18 protein-coding genes are annotated in these 13,909 nt (G+C 36.2%); 7 read left to right on the forward strand and 11 right to left on the reverse strand.

All coding sequences use genetic code 11. From position 1 onward, the window contains the following. Positions 1 to 208: 208 nt before the first annotated feature. The 5 genes from CVS93_RS08390 to CVS93_RS08410 are packed head-to-tail and all read right to left on the reverse strand — an operon-like array spanning position 209 to position 4,836. The gene (locus CVS93_RS08390; protein WP_107687296.1) at positions 209 to 1,549 is read right to left on the reverse strand and encodes a DUF945 family protein; all 1,341 of its coding nucleotides are present in this window, start codon (positions 1,547 to 1,549) and stop codon (positions 209 to 211) included. Then, complete coding sequence (locus CVS93_RS08395) at positions 1,546 to 2,112, reverse strand: DedA family protein (RefSeq protein ID WP_107687297.1); 567 nt, start codon at positions 2,110 to 2,112, stop codon at positions 1,546 to 1,548. The genes CVS93_RS08390 and CVS93_RS08395 overlap by 4 nt, the downstream gene beginning before the upstream one ends. Beyond that, positions 2,112 to 2,708, reverse strand: a complete 597-nt coding sequence (locus tag CVS93_RS08400) for a lipid-binding SYLF domain-containing protein (protein WP_107687298.1) — start codon at positions 2,706 to 2,708, stop codon at positions 2,112 to 2,114. The genes CVS93_RS08395 and CVS93_RS08400 overlap by 1 nt, the downstream gene beginning before the upstream one ends. Before the next feature lie 9 nt (positions 2,709 to 2,717). Next, entirely contained in the window at positions 2,718 to 4,271 is a 1,554-nt protein-coding gene (rny, locus tag CVS93_RS08405) for a ribonuclease Y (protein ID WP_107687299.1), read from the reverse strand. Next, positions 4,204 to 4,836, reverse strand: a complete 633-nt coding sequence (locus CVS93_RS08410) for a 5-formyltetrahydrofolate cyclo-ligase (protein WP_107687300.1) — start codon at positions 4,834 to 4,836, stop codon at positions 4,204 to 4,206. Before CVS93_RS08410 ends, rny begins: the two co-directional genes overlap by 68 nt. A 49-nt stretch (positions 4,837 to 4,885) precedes the next feature. Here CVS93_RS08410 and CVS93_RS08415 point away from each other — a divergent pair, with 49 nt between their 5' ends. The 4 genes from CVS93_RS08415 to radA are packed head-to-tail and all read left to right on the forward strand — an operon-like array spanning position 4,886 to position 8,054. Then, positions 4,886 to 5,518 carry a TlpA family protein disulfide reductase gene (locus tag CVS93_RS08415; protein WP_087580699.1) on the forward strand — a complete coding sequence of 211 codons (633 nt, stop codon included), beginning with the start codon at positions 4,886 to 4,888 and terminating at the stop codon, positions 5,516 to 5,518. After that, complete coding sequence (gene ftsY / locus CVS93_RS08420) at positions 5,518 to 6,384, forward strand: signal recognition particle-docking protein FtsY (protein WP_107687301.1); 867 nt, start codon at positions 5,518 to 5,520, stop codon at positions 6,382 to 6,384. The genes CVS93_RS08415 and ftsY overlap by 1 nt, the downstream gene beginning before the upstream one ends. Continuing rightward, positions 6,377 to 6,739, forward strand: coding sequence for a VanZ family protein (locus tag CVS93_RS08425; protein ID WP_107687302.1), 363 nt, complete (start codon positions 6,377 to 6,379; stop codon positions 6,737 to 6,739). Before ftsY ends, CVS93_RS08425 begins: the two co-directional genes overlap by 8 nt. Beyond that, positions 6,714 to 8,054: a DNA repair protein RadA gene (gene radA / locus CVS93_RS08430; RefSeq protein ID WP_107687303.1), complete on the forward strand. Its 1,341-nt coding sequence runs from the start codon at positions 6,714 to 6,716 to the stop codon at positions 8,052 to 8,054. The genes CVS93_RS08425 and radA overlap by 26 nt, the downstream gene beginning before the upstream one ends. Before the next feature lie 139 nt (positions 8,055 to 8,193). On the opposite strand, the gene CVS93_RS09980 is transcribed toward radA, so the two are convergent. The 3 genes from CVS93_RS09980 to fliL form a co-directional block, all read right to left on the reverse strand. Continuing rightward, positions 8,194 to 9,021, reverse strand: a complete 828-nt coding sequence (locus CVS93_RS09980; protein ID WP_107687304.1) for a polyribonucleotide nucleotidyltransferase — start codon at positions 9,019 to 9,021, stop codon at positions 8,194 to 8,196. Between the two features lie 144 nt (positions 9,022 to 9,165). Further along, positions 9,166 to 9,510 (reverse strand): holo-ACP synthase, encoded by a 345-nt coding sequence (acpS, locus tag CVS93_RS08440; protein WP_107687305.1) that lies wholly within the window; start codon positions 9,508 to 9,510, stop codon positions 9,166 to 9,168. After that, positions 9,507 to 10,043, reverse strand: a complete 537-nt coding sequence (gene fliL / locus CVS93_RS08445; protein ID WP_021091240.1) for a flagellar basal body-associated protein FliL — start codon at positions 10,041 to 10,043, stop codon at positions 9,507 to 9,509. Before fliL ends, acpS begins: the two co-directional genes overlap by 4 nt. 58 nt (positions 10,044 to 10,101) lie before the next feature. Here fliL and ybaK point away from each other — a divergent pair, with 58 nt between their 5' ends. Further along, positions 10,102 to 10,584, forward strand: coding sequence for a Cys-tRNA(Pro) deacylase (ybaK, locus tag CVS93_RS08450; RefSeq protein WP_107687306.1), 483 nt, complete (start codon positions 10,102 to 10,104; stop codon positions 10,582 to 10,584). On the opposite strand, the gene CVS93_RS08455 is transcribed toward ybaK, so the two are convergent. Further along, positions 10,573 to 11,559: an SAM-dependent methyltransferase gene (locus CVS93_RS08455; protein WP_107687307.1), complete on the reverse strand. Its 987-nt coding sequence runs from the start codon at positions 11,557 to 11,559 to the stop codon at positions 10,573 to 10,575. The genes ybaK and CVS93_RS08455 overlap by 12 nt on opposite strands. Continuing rightward, on the reverse strand, positions 11,556 to 12,164 hold the full coding sequence (locus tag CVS93_RS08460; protein ID WP_054196787.1) for a trimeric intracellular cation channel family protein: 609 nt from the start codon (positions 12,162 to 12,164) through the stop codon (positions 11,556 to 11,558). The genes CVS93_RS08455 and CVS93_RS08460 overlap by 4 nt, the downstream gene beginning before the upstream one ends. A gap of 117 nt (positions 12,165 to 12,281) precedes the next feature. On the opposite strand from CVS93_RS08460, the gene CVS93_RS08465 reads away from it, so the two are divergent. Beyond that, entirely contained in the window at positions 12,282 to 12,944 is a 663-nt protein-coding gene (locus tag CVS93_RS08465) for a lipid-binding SYLF domain-containing protein (RefSeq protein ID WP_107687308.1), read from the forward strand. 90 nt (positions 12,945 to 13,034) lie between these two features. On the opposite strand, the gene CVS93_RS08470 is transcribed toward CVS93_RS08465, so the two are convergent. After that, positions 13,035 to 13,244 carry a hypothetical protein gene (locus CVS93_RS08470; protein WP_002942234.1) on the reverse strand — a complete coding sequence of 70 codons (210 nt, stop codon included), beginning with the start codon at positions 13,242 to 13,244 and terminating at the stop codon, positions 13,035 to 13,037. A gap of 150 nt (positions 13,245 to 13,394) precedes the next feature. Between CVS93_RS08470 and CVS93_RS08475 the strand changes: the two genes are divergently transcribed. Then, complete coding sequence (locus tag CVS93_RS08475; protein ID WP_021091224.1) at positions 13,395 to 13,841, forward strand: Fur family transcriptional regulator; 447 nt, start codon at positions 13,395 to 13,397, stop codon at positions 13,839 to 13,841. Positions 13,842 to 13,909 lie beyond the last annotated feature (68 nt).

Here is a 13,909-nt window from a genome sequence, read left to right on the forward strand (position 1 = left end):
ACTTTTAGTTTTATTTATTAGTTTGTCTAATCTATTATAAATTATAAAATAATAGACTGGCTCAATCGATCACTTGTTTAGATTTCAAAGATTGACTAATAGTTTAACAATTGTAAGTTAAAAGAACTTTCTGCTCTGCGTTTTGCAAAACAGAAAGTGAAGTATATAGAAGTGATGCTTAAATGCAGATAAAAATCAGGCTAATTTTTTAAAAACCCATAAAGAAATTTTGAAGTCCAACTTTTCCATTAAATATAATATCTTTTTTGTTTGGATCATATTTAAATTCACTTATTACTTTTTTGTCCTCTTCTTTAAAATATCCAGCAGATACCAAAGTAGGCTCAACAAAAGCTACTTCTGGTACTAATGTATCAAAAAAATTCGTCAGACTTTCATCGACACTTATTTTTCCACTAAGAGATAATTTATCAAAAATTTCTGACTGATTTGTTCCCTTTTTAAAGCCATTTACTGCTGCATCCAAATTTAGCTTTAAAGTCTTATCTCCTTTCTTAAAGCTTAATGTATCTATTTTTATACTTGGATTCTTTTCTAAGATTTGATCTATTATCTCATCAAAATTTAATCCAGCTAAAACATTATAATTTTCTTCATTATTTAAATTATTAAGCTTGTCTAATACATTATTTAATGCAGGCACATTGATATTTGCGATTTTGCTATCAAAGACAAAATCTGTATATTTTACTTTATCAACTGCTACTATACCTATTTTTATAACATCGTCTGATCTTCCAAGATCATTTGAGATTTCAAATTTTGAGTCATACTTAAAGTCATCTATCAAGATATTACTTATATCATTAGATGCGAAAGACACCCTTTTAAATTTAACTTTTGCCAAATAAGGTACAAGCTGACTCTCTAAAATTTTTGAAAACTTAACCGGCTCTTTATAACTTGAGTCAATATAAAATCCTTCGATATTTAGATCAACTTTGTTGTACTCGCTAAAATCTTTCAAAGCAATCTTATCTGCTTCAACCTTTAAGCTGTTTATACTATCTTTTGAATCAAGCGTCATACCAATCTTTATATCTTTTGTATTAAATGCAGTTTTTTGCTTATCATTAAATTCAATATTGCTAAATTTAATATCCACATCTTTATCGCCAGTTAAACTAACTTTTGTTTTAATTGTTGCAATGACATTTGAACCCATGAATGTTGCGATAATGTTTTTAATCATATCGTTTTGAATAGAAATTTTTGAGTCTATTTCAAAGCCATCTATAAAAGCAAGCACTGTATGAGAAATTTCATTTTCTACTTTAAAAACCAAATCCTCATTTACATTTTTACCAAATATATTTTCCAAAAGATCTTTTGAAACACTAAAATCAAATGATCCTTTTGAGCCAAAAAAACCTTTTTTGTAATTGTTATTAGAAATTTTAAAGCCCTTAATATTGTTTAGATCATTCACTATCCTTTGATAGTTTTTCTCTACCTCATTTGAAGCAAAATAAACCGCTCCAATGGCCACCACGATAACTACGATTAAAGCAGATATCACTTTTTTCATGCTTTTCTCCTTTTTGTAATATGTTGTAAAAAAAACCAAATTCCAAGCAACAAACAAACCATGGCAATAGGCATAATATATCCATGCTCGCCAAGATAGTCGCTTGCACCTACAAAATAATCACCCGCTTTAAAGCTGGCAAATCCGATAATGACCGCCCAAAGCACTGACGAGATCAAATTGATAATGCTAAATTTATAAAATGAATACTTCGTAAGTCCAAGCGCGATAGGAACCAAAGTTTTGACGCCGTAGATAAATTTTTTGATAAATATTATCTTATCGCCGTGTTTTTTGGCCAAAATTCCTGCATAAGCAAGCTTTCTTTTATGATTTCTGATATAAGGCATAAGTGAGTTTTTATTAAATCTTGCGACATAAAAAATTAGTGTGTCGCCGATTGTATTTGCCACGGCAGCGACGATTATACTAAGAGTGATGTCCATCTTGCCAGCAAAACTTAAAATTCCAGCGGCGATTAATGCAACCATACCGCCACCAAGGCTGTAAAAAAACAATATAATATAGCCGTATGTTGAAACTGAGTTTATAATATCTTGCATTAATCTCCTAAAAGTTTAGATGCTGAGGCTATTAGCTGTTCATAGGCATAGCCACTTTGCTTTAAAATTTCTTCTCTTGCACTGATGACTGCTCCACCAAAGCTAACTCCCGCAAAAAACCCATCATTTGCGGCATATGCGTAGATGTCACTTGAAAATTTAAAATCGCTTACTTTACTGTAATTGCGTCCAATGTCACCAAAAGCTACTGATAGCTTTGTATCAAGCGTGATCTTGGCATCCTTAATATCATGGATAATACTATCTTTAAATATAAAAAGCACAAGCGAACTATCTTCATAACCAAGCTGTATACCGATGCTGCCGCCACTTATGCTAACTGGTAAAATTTCACTTGGCGAGTTAATGTTGCCAACAACCATGATGCCATCTCCGCCCATGCCACCAACGACAAAACCGACCTTTTTAACACTTGGAAAGATGATCGTCGCTTTTGACTGCTCGATTAGCTCTTTTATAGGAGTGTTTCTAGCGCCTCTCATAGTTGTTATAAACGAGTTTGCCGAATCTAGCACGAGCTCCTCGCTGGCAAAGCCAAGTGAGAAAAATAATAAAATTGAAAAAAGAAATTTCATATTTTGCCGTTATTTTGCAAAATCAACAGCACGAGTCTCTCTGATGACACTTACTTTTATCTCACCAGGATACTGCACCTTGCTCTCGATCTCTTGAGCTATCTCTTTTGCTACAAGCACTGCCTCGTCGTCGTTTATGAGCTTAGCATTTGCGATGACACGAATTTCACGGCCAGCATTTATCGCATAAGCTTGCTTGATACCATCTTTACTTTTTGCGATGTTTTCGATCTCTTCGACACGCTTTAAGAAGCTCTCAAGCACCTCACGCCTTGCACCTGGACGAGCTGCACTTAGTGCGTCAGCTGCGCAAACAGCCGCACTTTCTATACTTGTTGCCTCTTCGTGACCGTGGTGAGCATAGATAGCGTTGATAACTACTGAATGCTCTTTGTAGCGCTTACAAATTTCTGCTCCAAGATCAACGTGACTGCCCTCGTACTCGTGAGTTAGCGCCTTACCGATATCGTGAAGTATGCCAGCTCTTTTTGCAAGTTTCTCATCTCCGCCACACTCAGCTGCAATGATGCCAGCAAGGTGAGCTACTTCAAGGCTATGAGCCAAGGCATTTTGACCATAGCTTGCTCTAAATTTAAGCTTGCCTATTAGTTTTACGATCTCTGGATGAATTTTATTTAGACCAAGATCCATGACGATATTTTCGCCCTCTTCTTGTATACTTTGCTCAAATTCTTCAGTCACTTTTTTGTGAAGGTCTTCTATCCTTGCTGGCTGAATTCTTCCATCCTCTACCAAAAGCTCGATCACTCTTGTTGCGATCGCACGTCTGTAAAGGTTAAAGCTGCTTAGTATGATCGCATGAGGCGTGTCATCAATAATAATATCAACGCCAAGCACCATTTCAAGGGTCTTGATGTTACGTCCCTCTTTGCCAATGATCCTACCTTTTAGCTCATCGTTTTTGATATTTACGACATTTATTAGACGCTCAGCCGCAAATTCTCCAGCAAATCTTGACGTAGCCTGCGCCAAGATGTAATTAACTCTCTTTTTAGCCTCTCTTTTAGCTTCTTCTTCGTATTTTCTAACGATATGAGCGATATCCGCACGAGACTTCTCCTCAACCTTTTTAAGCACGACCTCCTTTGCCTCTTCTTCTGTTAAGCCAGCAGCGTGCTCAAGTACCCTTATCGCCTCTTCTACTTTGTTTTGATAAGTCGCTTTTAAATTTAAGCCCTCTTCGTAAGTTATCTTTGTATCTTGCTTATCTTTTTCAAAAAGCTCTTTACTTTCGTTTAAAAGCTCTTGCTCATTTAGCAAAATTTTCTCTTTTTTGGTTAGTTCATCAAATTTACTTGCATACTCTTTTTGAAGCTTTGTCGTCTTGTCATCGTATCTTTTTTTAGCCTCAAATTCAGCCTCTTGTACTGAAATTTTAGAATTTTTAAGCGTTAGCTCAGCTTCGTATTCTATTGCTTTTGCCTTTGCTTTTGCTTGTTCTAAGAAGATGTTGTAGTTTGCATCATTTATCTTTTTAGCGTATAGATACCCTGCTCCAACGCCCGCCACACCGGCTCCTAAGCCTATTAAAACCTCTATCATTTATTCCTCTTTTTATATAATTTTTATTTGGGGTTATATAAAAGTCTGCTACCGCGTCTTGTGCATTTGAAAGCACATTTTTGGTGTAAAAGTCTTTTATCTCAAGAAAAACTATCCGTTTTGGCTTAATAGGCAAAGAGTCAAAAAATCTATCATAAAATCCTTTTCCATGCCCTATCCTAGCCATAGCTCCATCAACCCCAATCGCTGGAACTACTGCCATATCAAGTCTAACATTATCCATTTTTTTGCCAGATGGCTGTCTGACGTTAAATTTATAAGTTATAAATGGCAGTCGCAATCTTACCATCTTTAAGCTAAGACCTACCATAAAAGGGGCAAAAATTTCACATTTATGTGATAAATTTCGCCTTATTTTAAGTACATCGACTTCGTAGTTAAGTGGCAAATAAAACAGTACTTTCTTAGAATTTGTAAAATTTATCAAATTTAAAAGAGTTTTCGTAGCTTTATAGTGCGAGCATTTGGCCTTAAATTTAGTAAGTTTCATCAAATTTGCTCTTGCATTTTTTCTAAATTCATTTTTTTCTAAATTAACGCTCATTTTATGCTCTTTCTTGTATAATCCTGAAATCTTATTCAAAAGGAAATTTATGACATTAAAACGAGCAATTATAACATCACTTTGCATTTTTGCATTTTTTGGATGCGGCGACGAGAACAAGCAAAAAAAAGAGCAAAATACAAGCGAACAAACGCAAGGCAAAATTTTAGATAAAAATGCCAGCAAAGATGAAAATTTAAGCAAAGACTCACTCACTCCAAAAATAAGTGAAAATGCCCAAGAAAACGAGATAAAAGAGGTAAATCTAAAGCTGCTAAGTGGAGCAACTATGCAGATTACAAAAAGAAGCAATGGCTTTGATGTAAAAGATGGCAAAAAAGCAACTCTTTACGTATTTTTCGCCACTTGGTGCCCTCCGTGCAAGGCTGAGATCCCACACTTAAACAACCTAAGCGAGAAATTTAAAAACGAACTAGATATCGTTGGTGTGCTACTTGAAGACAAAAGTGAAGATGAAGTAAAAGATTTTGCTCAAAAATATAAAATAAAATACGAAGTAGCGGTTGGCGAGGGGAATTTTTTATTTGAAAAAGCGATGGGTGGCATAAAAGGCTTGCCTGCGTCAGCACTTTTTAAAGCAAATGGCGACTACGTTCAAGGTTACATCGGTCTTGTGCCTGAAGAGATGCTTGAAAATGACATAAATAGGGCAACAAAATAATGCTTGATTTTCTAAAAAAAGGCCTTGAGAAGACTTTTGGAGCGATAAGCTCGGCTAAAAAGTCAAAAAAGATCGACAAAGAGAGCTTGGAAGAAATTTTACTAGAAGCTGACGTGGCTTACGAGATCGTGGAGGAGGTTTTATACTACTTGCCACCACAAGATGAAGTAAGTAGAGCTGATCTTAGGCGCGTTATGAGTAGCTATTTTATCTACGAAAAAGAGCGCGTGATAGAGCCAGATAAGCCATTTGTCGATCTCATCCTTGGCGTAAATGGTGCTGGCAAGACGACTACGATCGCAAAGCTTGCAAATTTATATAAAAATAATGGCAAAAGCGTCATTTTGGGCGCTTGTGATACATTTAGAGCTGGGGCTATCGAGCAGCTGCGCCAGTGGTCGCTTAGGCTAAATGTGCCAATAGTCGCCACACAGCAAGGGCATGATCCTTCGGCTGTTGCCTACGATACGATCAGCTCAGCTCTTGCAAAAGGTATCGACCGAGTCATCCTTGACACAGCCGGCAGACTTCAAAACCAGACAAATTTAGCAAACGAGCTAGAAAAGATCGTTCGAATTAGCAAAAAAGCCTATGAAAAAGCGCCCCACCGCAAAATTTTGATTCTTGATGGCACGCAAGGTAACGCCGGAGTTGCACAAGCAAAAGCATTTAACGACATCGTCTCGCTTGATGGCGTCATCATCACAAAACTTGACGGTACTGCAAAGGGCGGAGCACTATTTGGTGTGGCAAGAGAGCTTGAACTACCTATATTTTATATAGGCGTTGGCGAAAGAATGGATGATATCATCAAATTTAACCCAGATGAGTTTTTAGACGAGCTGATGGACGCTATTTTTGAGTAGAGTAAAATTTCTTAGTAAAATTTGCTTTTTTATCGCTCTTTTGGCGATTGATTTTCTTGCGTTTACTCCAAAATCTCCTACTATCATCGAAAATTCGTGGGATAAAGCAAACCATTTTTTAGCTTTTTTCATCCTTTATACACTGCTCTATCTTGGCTATCATTTTAAAATTTTAAAAAATTTAGCCCTACTTTTAGCCTTTGGCGTGCAAATAGAGCTCGTTCAGGCATTTTTACCAAACAGGAGCTTTAGCCTGCTTGACATCGTGGCTGACATGATCGGAGCGGCTTTTGGAGTGATAGTAGTTGAAATTTTAAAAAGGATAATTTATGGCAAAAGCAAAGCCAGTTTTTGAGTGTCAAGCCTGCGGAAACCAGCAGAGTAAATGGCTAGGTAAATGCCCACAATGTGGGGCTTGGGATAGCTTTGTCGAGCTTAGTCAAACAGAGATAAAGATAAGCAAAGAGATAGCAAAAAGCACCGGAGTAGCCAGCAAAGCCATAAGTATAGACGAAGTTGAAATTCAAAATTTCACGAGATTTAGCACCAAAGATAGCGAGCTAGACCTCGTTCTTGGTGGTGGCGTTGTCGAAGGCTCACTTGTGCTTATAGGCGGCAGCCCGGGCATCGGTAAATCAACATTGCTTCTAAAAATTGGCTCAAATTTAGCAAAAGACGGTAAAAAAACGCTCTATGTAAGCGGCGAAGAGAGCCAAAGCCAAATAAAAATGAGAGCTGACAGGCTAAATGCGGTGGATAAAAATTTATATCTGCTAACTGAAATTTGCCTAGAGGATATCTTGCTTGAAGTGCAAAAGAGCGATTATAAAGTGCTAGTGATCGACTCCATACAAACACTTTATAGCCAAAATATAAGCTCCGCTCCTGGCTCGATCACGCAGGTTCGCGAGATCACATTTGAGCTAATGAGGCTTGCTAAGAGCCAAAATATCTGCGTTTTCATCATCGGACACATAACCAAAGAGGGTTCGATCGCAGGGCCCAGAGTGCTTGAACATATGGTCGATGTGGTGCTTTATTTCGAGGGCGACGCGAGCAGAGAGCTAAGAATTTTACGTGGGTTTAAAAACCGCTTTGGCTCGACGAGTGAGGTTGGTATATTTGAGATGAGCCAGCACGGACTGGTGAGTGCAAATGAGGTCTCGAGTAAATTTTTCACACGTGGAGGAGCGATGAGCGGCAGTGCGATCACCATCATAATGGAAGGCTCAAGAGCGCTTAGCATCGAAATTCAAGCACTTGTTTGCGAAAGCGCCTATCCAAAACGAAGCTCGACTGGCTTTGAAAGAAACCGCCTGGATATGCTGCTAGCCCTACTTGAGCGAAAGCTTGAAATTCCACTTGGACACTACGACGTCTTCATAAACGTTTCAGGTGGCGTTAAGATAAGCGAGACTGCAGCCGATCTAGCCGTCATCGCAGCGATAATCAGCAGCTTCAAAAATCGCCCTATTAGCAAGGACAGCGTCTTCATCGGTGAGCTAAGTCTAAACGGCGAGATAAGAGAAATTTTCAACCTAGATCAGCGCCTAAAAGAGGCAAAAACGCAGAAATTTAAAAATGCTATCATCCCAAACAAGCCGCTTGACACGCAAGGTCTAAAGTGCTTTTATGCCAAAGATATCACACAAGTGCTTGAGTGGATGTAAATTTATCTTGCCAGCAACTTAATATCAATACTTTGCTGGCTAAGCCATATTTTTTATCTTTTGCATAAGTCCTAGGATATCTATGCTTTTTTCTTTGAAATTTAAATTATAAAAATTCCATTCTTTGCTTATAAAATACCTATGCCTTCTTATCCACTTTAAGCTTTGCCACTTTTTCTAAAATTTCAAACATGCTCTTGCCACTATCAAATTCGCTCTTTATAAATTTATAAAGCTCTTTAAATCTCTCATCAGCTTCAAGCTTATAGGTGTGAGATTTTTTAGTAACTTGTATAGGTGTAAATTTCTTCTCTTTGGCGTTGTCTTCTTTTTCAAGATTATCTATATTCTGAACACCTTTTTCGTTTAGCTCTTTTAATATATTAACAGCATTTTTAGCATCTTCACCAGATAAAGTTATATTAAACCGCTCTTTTAGTGCATATTTAGCCCACTCCTCTTTAAACTCATCAACGCTCATATCGCTATCAAGCAGATCAATAGTCCTTGAGTTTTGCATAAATAGCAAATCGCTATCGCCACGATATTCATTTAAAAATTCATTTACAGTGTATGGGGTATCTCTTAAAATTTTTGGCTTATCATTGTCTGGTTTTGCTTGCTGACCTTGTATGTATTCAACAAATAAACCCTTGCTTTCATTTATGAAATTTTTAAGATCTGATAACTGCTCGCTTGTAAAGTTAGGATCATAACCTCTAAGCTTTCCTATGATAGTGACTTTTGCTTCATCACCCTTTGTAAAGCCAGATAGTGGATATATATGTCTATCATAAGACGCAGCTTGAGCTTTTCTATCAAGCCTTGCGTATTTAGGAAAGCTCATACCATATCCCATATCGTTACTAAGTATCTCGTTTATATCATTAAATTTAAAGCCCATCTCTCTTGCTATGTTTTCTCTTGAGAGATAGCTAGTAGTTGAGAGGTTATTAGAAATTTGCATTTTACTATCCTTAGTTTCTTTAGCTCCATTAAATCTTAATTAAAGATATCGTCTTTTCTTTAAAAAATTTTATAAAAATACGTTTTTTAAATTTATCAGAAGTAGTTAAAAGATATTAAAAAGCTTTGTAAAAATGCATAAATTTCAGACAATAATCACTGCAGCTACGGCAAATCCGCCGTCGTGAGTTATGCTAAGGCTTGCTTCTTTGATATTAAAATTTGTATAAATTCTCGGGCTAAATTTTATCTTTGGTGCGTTTCTTGCGTCTTTACTGAGCATAATGTCTAAAAAGCCACACTCTTTGCTGATGCCCACACCAAGGGCTTTGCTAGCTGCTTCTTTGGCCGCCCAAAATCCAGCCAAAGTCGCATCATTTTTTGCTAGCGCGATCTCATCATTACTAAGAAATTTTTTAAAAAAAAGCTCGCCATAACGAGCCTTTAGTCTTGAAATCCTATCTATCTTAACGATATCGATGCCTATCATTGCACCACAAAATCAGTAAAAAATATGTTTTTGATGTAGCCATCATTTAGCACTTCATTTAACTTACCCACGATCTCGTCTTTTAGCCTATCTTTGCCCTTTGCGGTACTTACTTCTTCGTAAGTTTTTGATGAAAGTGTCCTGATGATAATATCTCTTAAAAGTGCCTTTTTCTTATCAAGCTCAGGAGTTAGCAACTCATCGCTTTGCTCCATATCGATCTTAGTTTTAAGAAATCTTGAGCCATTTTCGCTAAGCAAATTTACAATAAACTGATCAAGCGGATATATCGGCCCCATATTTGAATAGTCGTTGCTACCATGCTTTGCCTTATTTTGAGCTGGCATGGACTGAGTTTGAGTCTGAGCTGGTGTTTGCGCCATATTTGCCTCTTTTGGCTCGTCAGAACTAAGCATCAAAAACGCGACTAGCCCTCCAATAACTAGTAGCAAAACAAATATCGCAATGATAATTATCATTAATGCACCATTGCCACCTTTTTTTGCTTTTTTCTCTTCAACTTCTTCAGCCATCTTTCCTCCTTTAAGTTTTGGCTATAATTATACAAAAAATTCGCAAAAATGAGAAAAAATGATACATAAGACAAATGCTGCTAGAGCTTTAGATAAGCTAAAAATTAATTATGAAATTTTAGAATATGAAGTTGATTTAAACGATCTTTCAGCCCTCCACGTAGCAGCTAGCACTAAGCAAAATATAAAGCAAATTTATAAGACTATCGTTTGTGAGTGTGAGCCTAAAAATTTCGTTGTTGCTTGCTTACAGGGCGATTTGGAGCTTGATCTAAAAGCACTTGCTCACGCGTGTGGCGCAAAACGCTGTGAACTTATAAATTTAAAAGATCTAGAAAAGATCACTGGCTACATCAGGGGTGGCTGCTCACCGCTTGCTATGAAAAAACACTTTGCAACATTTATCGATGAACGCGCAAAAGAACAAGAATACGTGTTAGTAAGCGCTGGAGTAAGAGGCAAACAAATAAAAATAGCTCCAAATGATCTTTTAAAGGCTTGCGAGGCAAGTTTTGCCAATATCGCTAGGCTAGCTCTTTAAAAACTCTATAAATTTAAACTTCTCGCCTAAAAACTCGGGCGAGAGTAGAAATTTCGCCTGTTTGGCTGCATTTTCATAGGCTTGCTTGCTACCCTTTTCAAGCACCAAAGATAAAATTTCATCCACACCAAGATCGCAAACTAAAGCCTCGTTTTGTTTTTTAAATTTAAGCATCTTAAAGCCAGCCTCAAAAAAAGCCTCTTTTACTTGCTTAAAGCAAAGACTATATGTTAGATCCGAGCTTTTAAAATATGGCTCAAGATCTGAAATTTCAAATAAAGAAAATACTTGATGGTCTTTAAAAATCCTTAGGCTAAACTCATTTTTTGGCTCAAATTCGCCGTAGTCAAAGCTTAAAAATCTCACCTTTTTTGCCACACTTGCAAGTTGGGTTGCAAATTTAGCGTAGCTAGTTGATATCTCGCCCTTTTTTATGCCAAATTTCTTTGCAAGAGCTAGCAAGTTTTGATCTGCTTTTTGCCAGTGAAATTTTAGATCACTATCCACAAAAAGCATATTTTGTCCGTCTATTACTTCACAGCTAAATGCGTCAAGTAGCTCATTTGAGATGACAAAAATTTCTTCAAATGAACACTCATTTAAATTTTTATAGTGCCTTATTTTGACATCATTGCCAAAGCGCTTTGTAAAAGTTTCAAGCTGCTTTTTTCTTAAATTTTCGTGAGGCTCGATGATAATAAACTCTAAATTTTTTAAGATCTCTGGCTCGAGTGTAAAAATTCCTTGAATAAAATCAGCTAGCATTTCACCTGAGTTTGCGCCAATCTCCACAACCTTGTAAGAGCTAGAAATTTCGCCATTTTTAAGTAGCTTTAAAAAGTAGTTTGCAAGGCAGGCGCCAAAGAGGTAGCCAACGCTTACATTTGTGTAAAAATCGCCCTTTTTGCCGATATTCACGCCAAATTTATAGTAGTTTTCATTGACCCAGATATTAAAAAACTCGCTAAATTTCATAGATCAGGTAGCTTCCAACCTCTGTAAAATGCAAACATCCTAACTGTAATGCCAGCAGCAAGCAAGAGCATAGTAAAAAATATATTGGTTAGGCCTAGATGATATAGCACAAAGTAAGCAAGCCCCACACCAAGGCTTATCGTGCCGTAAAGTCCAGTGCGTAAAAACCATGGAATTTCATTTAGCAAAATATCTCTTAAGATACCGCCACCAACGCCGTTAAAAAAGGCGATCATCATCACACCAAAGATGTTGTAGTTGTACTCAATAGCAACCATTGCTCCAACGATCGAAAAACAGATAACATCGATCGCATCGGCGAAGATGAATACAAATTTTCGCTCCAAACCTTCTCTTTTTATATGTAAATTTGCCACTCTTGAAACAATCAACATAAAAATAACAACGCTTACTGGCATATAGTGAGTGAATGAATAAACTGCCCTACCAACGAGCATATCACGCATGATACCGCCACCAAGTGCGGTCAAAAATGCAGACAAAAAGACTCCAAGCCAGTCGCACTCCTTTTTTACTGCAAATAAAAAACCGCTAAGTGCAGCTGATGCGATACCGACGTATTCGACAAAAAGTATTAAACTCATATTTTTCCCTTAAAAGGTCGCATTTTATAATGAACTCTCATAAAAAATCATTAATAATATTTTTACCATTAGTTTATTTTAGGCTATAATAACGAAAAATTTAAGGAAGGAATTTTAATGAAAAGACTATTAATCATATTTCTTGCTGGTTTATTTTTCACATCACACTTAAACGCTGATGTGATCCAAAATCAAAAGCTAAAAAATGCAATAAATATTTTAAACGCTTTTGGTGCAAGAAATTTAAAGCCAAACACTAAATTTGAAGGCATAAAAGCGATCGTTATAATCCCTGATGTAACAAAAGCAGGCGCTATCGTTACTGGCTCAAAAGGTAAAGGCGTATTTATCGCTAAAAACGATGATGGTGAATGGTCAAGCCCATTTTTTGTAAATTACACATCTGGTAGCATAGGCTTACAACTTGGTTACAGCTCAGCTGATATGATCATATTATTTAAAAATTCAGAAGCTTATGCAAATTTATTTAATGCAAAAGATACGATCAGCCTAAAAGCAGAAGCAACTGGTGGCGTTGGTAATGAAGTAGCGATCACAAGTGATTTGCCTGAAATTTCAGCATTTGCTGAGGAGCGCGGCAAGACAAGTGGTGCTTTTGTAGGCGTCAGCTTAGATGTGGCAAGGCTTAAAATAAATATACAAGATACAAATGATTACTATGAGCGAATGTATGATTTTGAAAATATCTACAACAATAGCCCAAAAGCTAGTAAATACACACTAAAATTTAAAGAAATAATCTCAAAATACTTCTTATAACTCAAATTTCTTGGCTCATTAAGTGAGTCAAGAGCTCTTTTTATTTTTACTTTTTGATTAATTTTATAGAAGTTATGGCTTAGCTTTTTGCTAAACCATAAATAGTGAAACAAAGCGTTTTTTAGGGATTGGAGAAAATTGAGTCATATACTCAAACGCTTCTTCGTAATCGCCATCTGTATATTGTGCAACTTGCTCGATAAGCTCATAAAGCTCCTCATCGTCCATAGAATCAAAACTGCCTCTATTTTCTAAAACCTCTAACAAAACGGCGTCTAATTCAAGCTCGTCGTAAGTCATTTTATTCCTTAATTTTGATTTAAAAAATGCGACACTATACCAAAACAATCTTATAAAATACTTTACTTGAAATTCGTAAGAAATTTTATGCTTTTTTTATAAGTAAAGTTGTAAAATCCTTATATTCATTATCATTTTAGTTAGGTTTTTGTGGATAATTTTGAACTATTTTATAAGCATTTTAAAGAGTTTTTGGAAGCCTTTGGGCAAAAAAGCTCAGAGTTAAAAGAACAAATTTTGCATGTACTTTTCATTAGCAACTCTCATCTAAGTGCTCAAGAAATTTCTTCAGAAATTTACAAAATACACAAGAATGAAATTTCAATGACATCAATTTACTCGTTTTTAAATTTTCTAGAAATGCATCATCTTGCAAACTGCTTTGAAGAAAATGGAGTAAAGAAATTTGAACTAAATTTAAAATCATCGCACGATCATTTGATATGTGAAATTTGTGAAAAGATAGTTGATTTTGAAGATGAGATAATAGAGCAAAGGCAAGAGCAAATTTGCAAAGAAAAAAATTTTAGCGAGCAGTCGCATACAATGATACTTTATGGTATTTGCAGTGATTGCCAAGAGAAAAATGAAAATTAAATTTTATCATTTCATTTTACTTTTTGATAATGAAAAACAAAAAAATTTCAGATTTATTTAAGCTGTGA

It is taken from the genome of Campylobacter concisus, from assembly GCF_003048535.1.
Taxonomy (GTDB): Bacteria; Campylobacterota; Campylobacteria; order Campylobacterales; family Campylobacteraceae; genus Campylobacter_A; species Campylobacter_A concisus_S.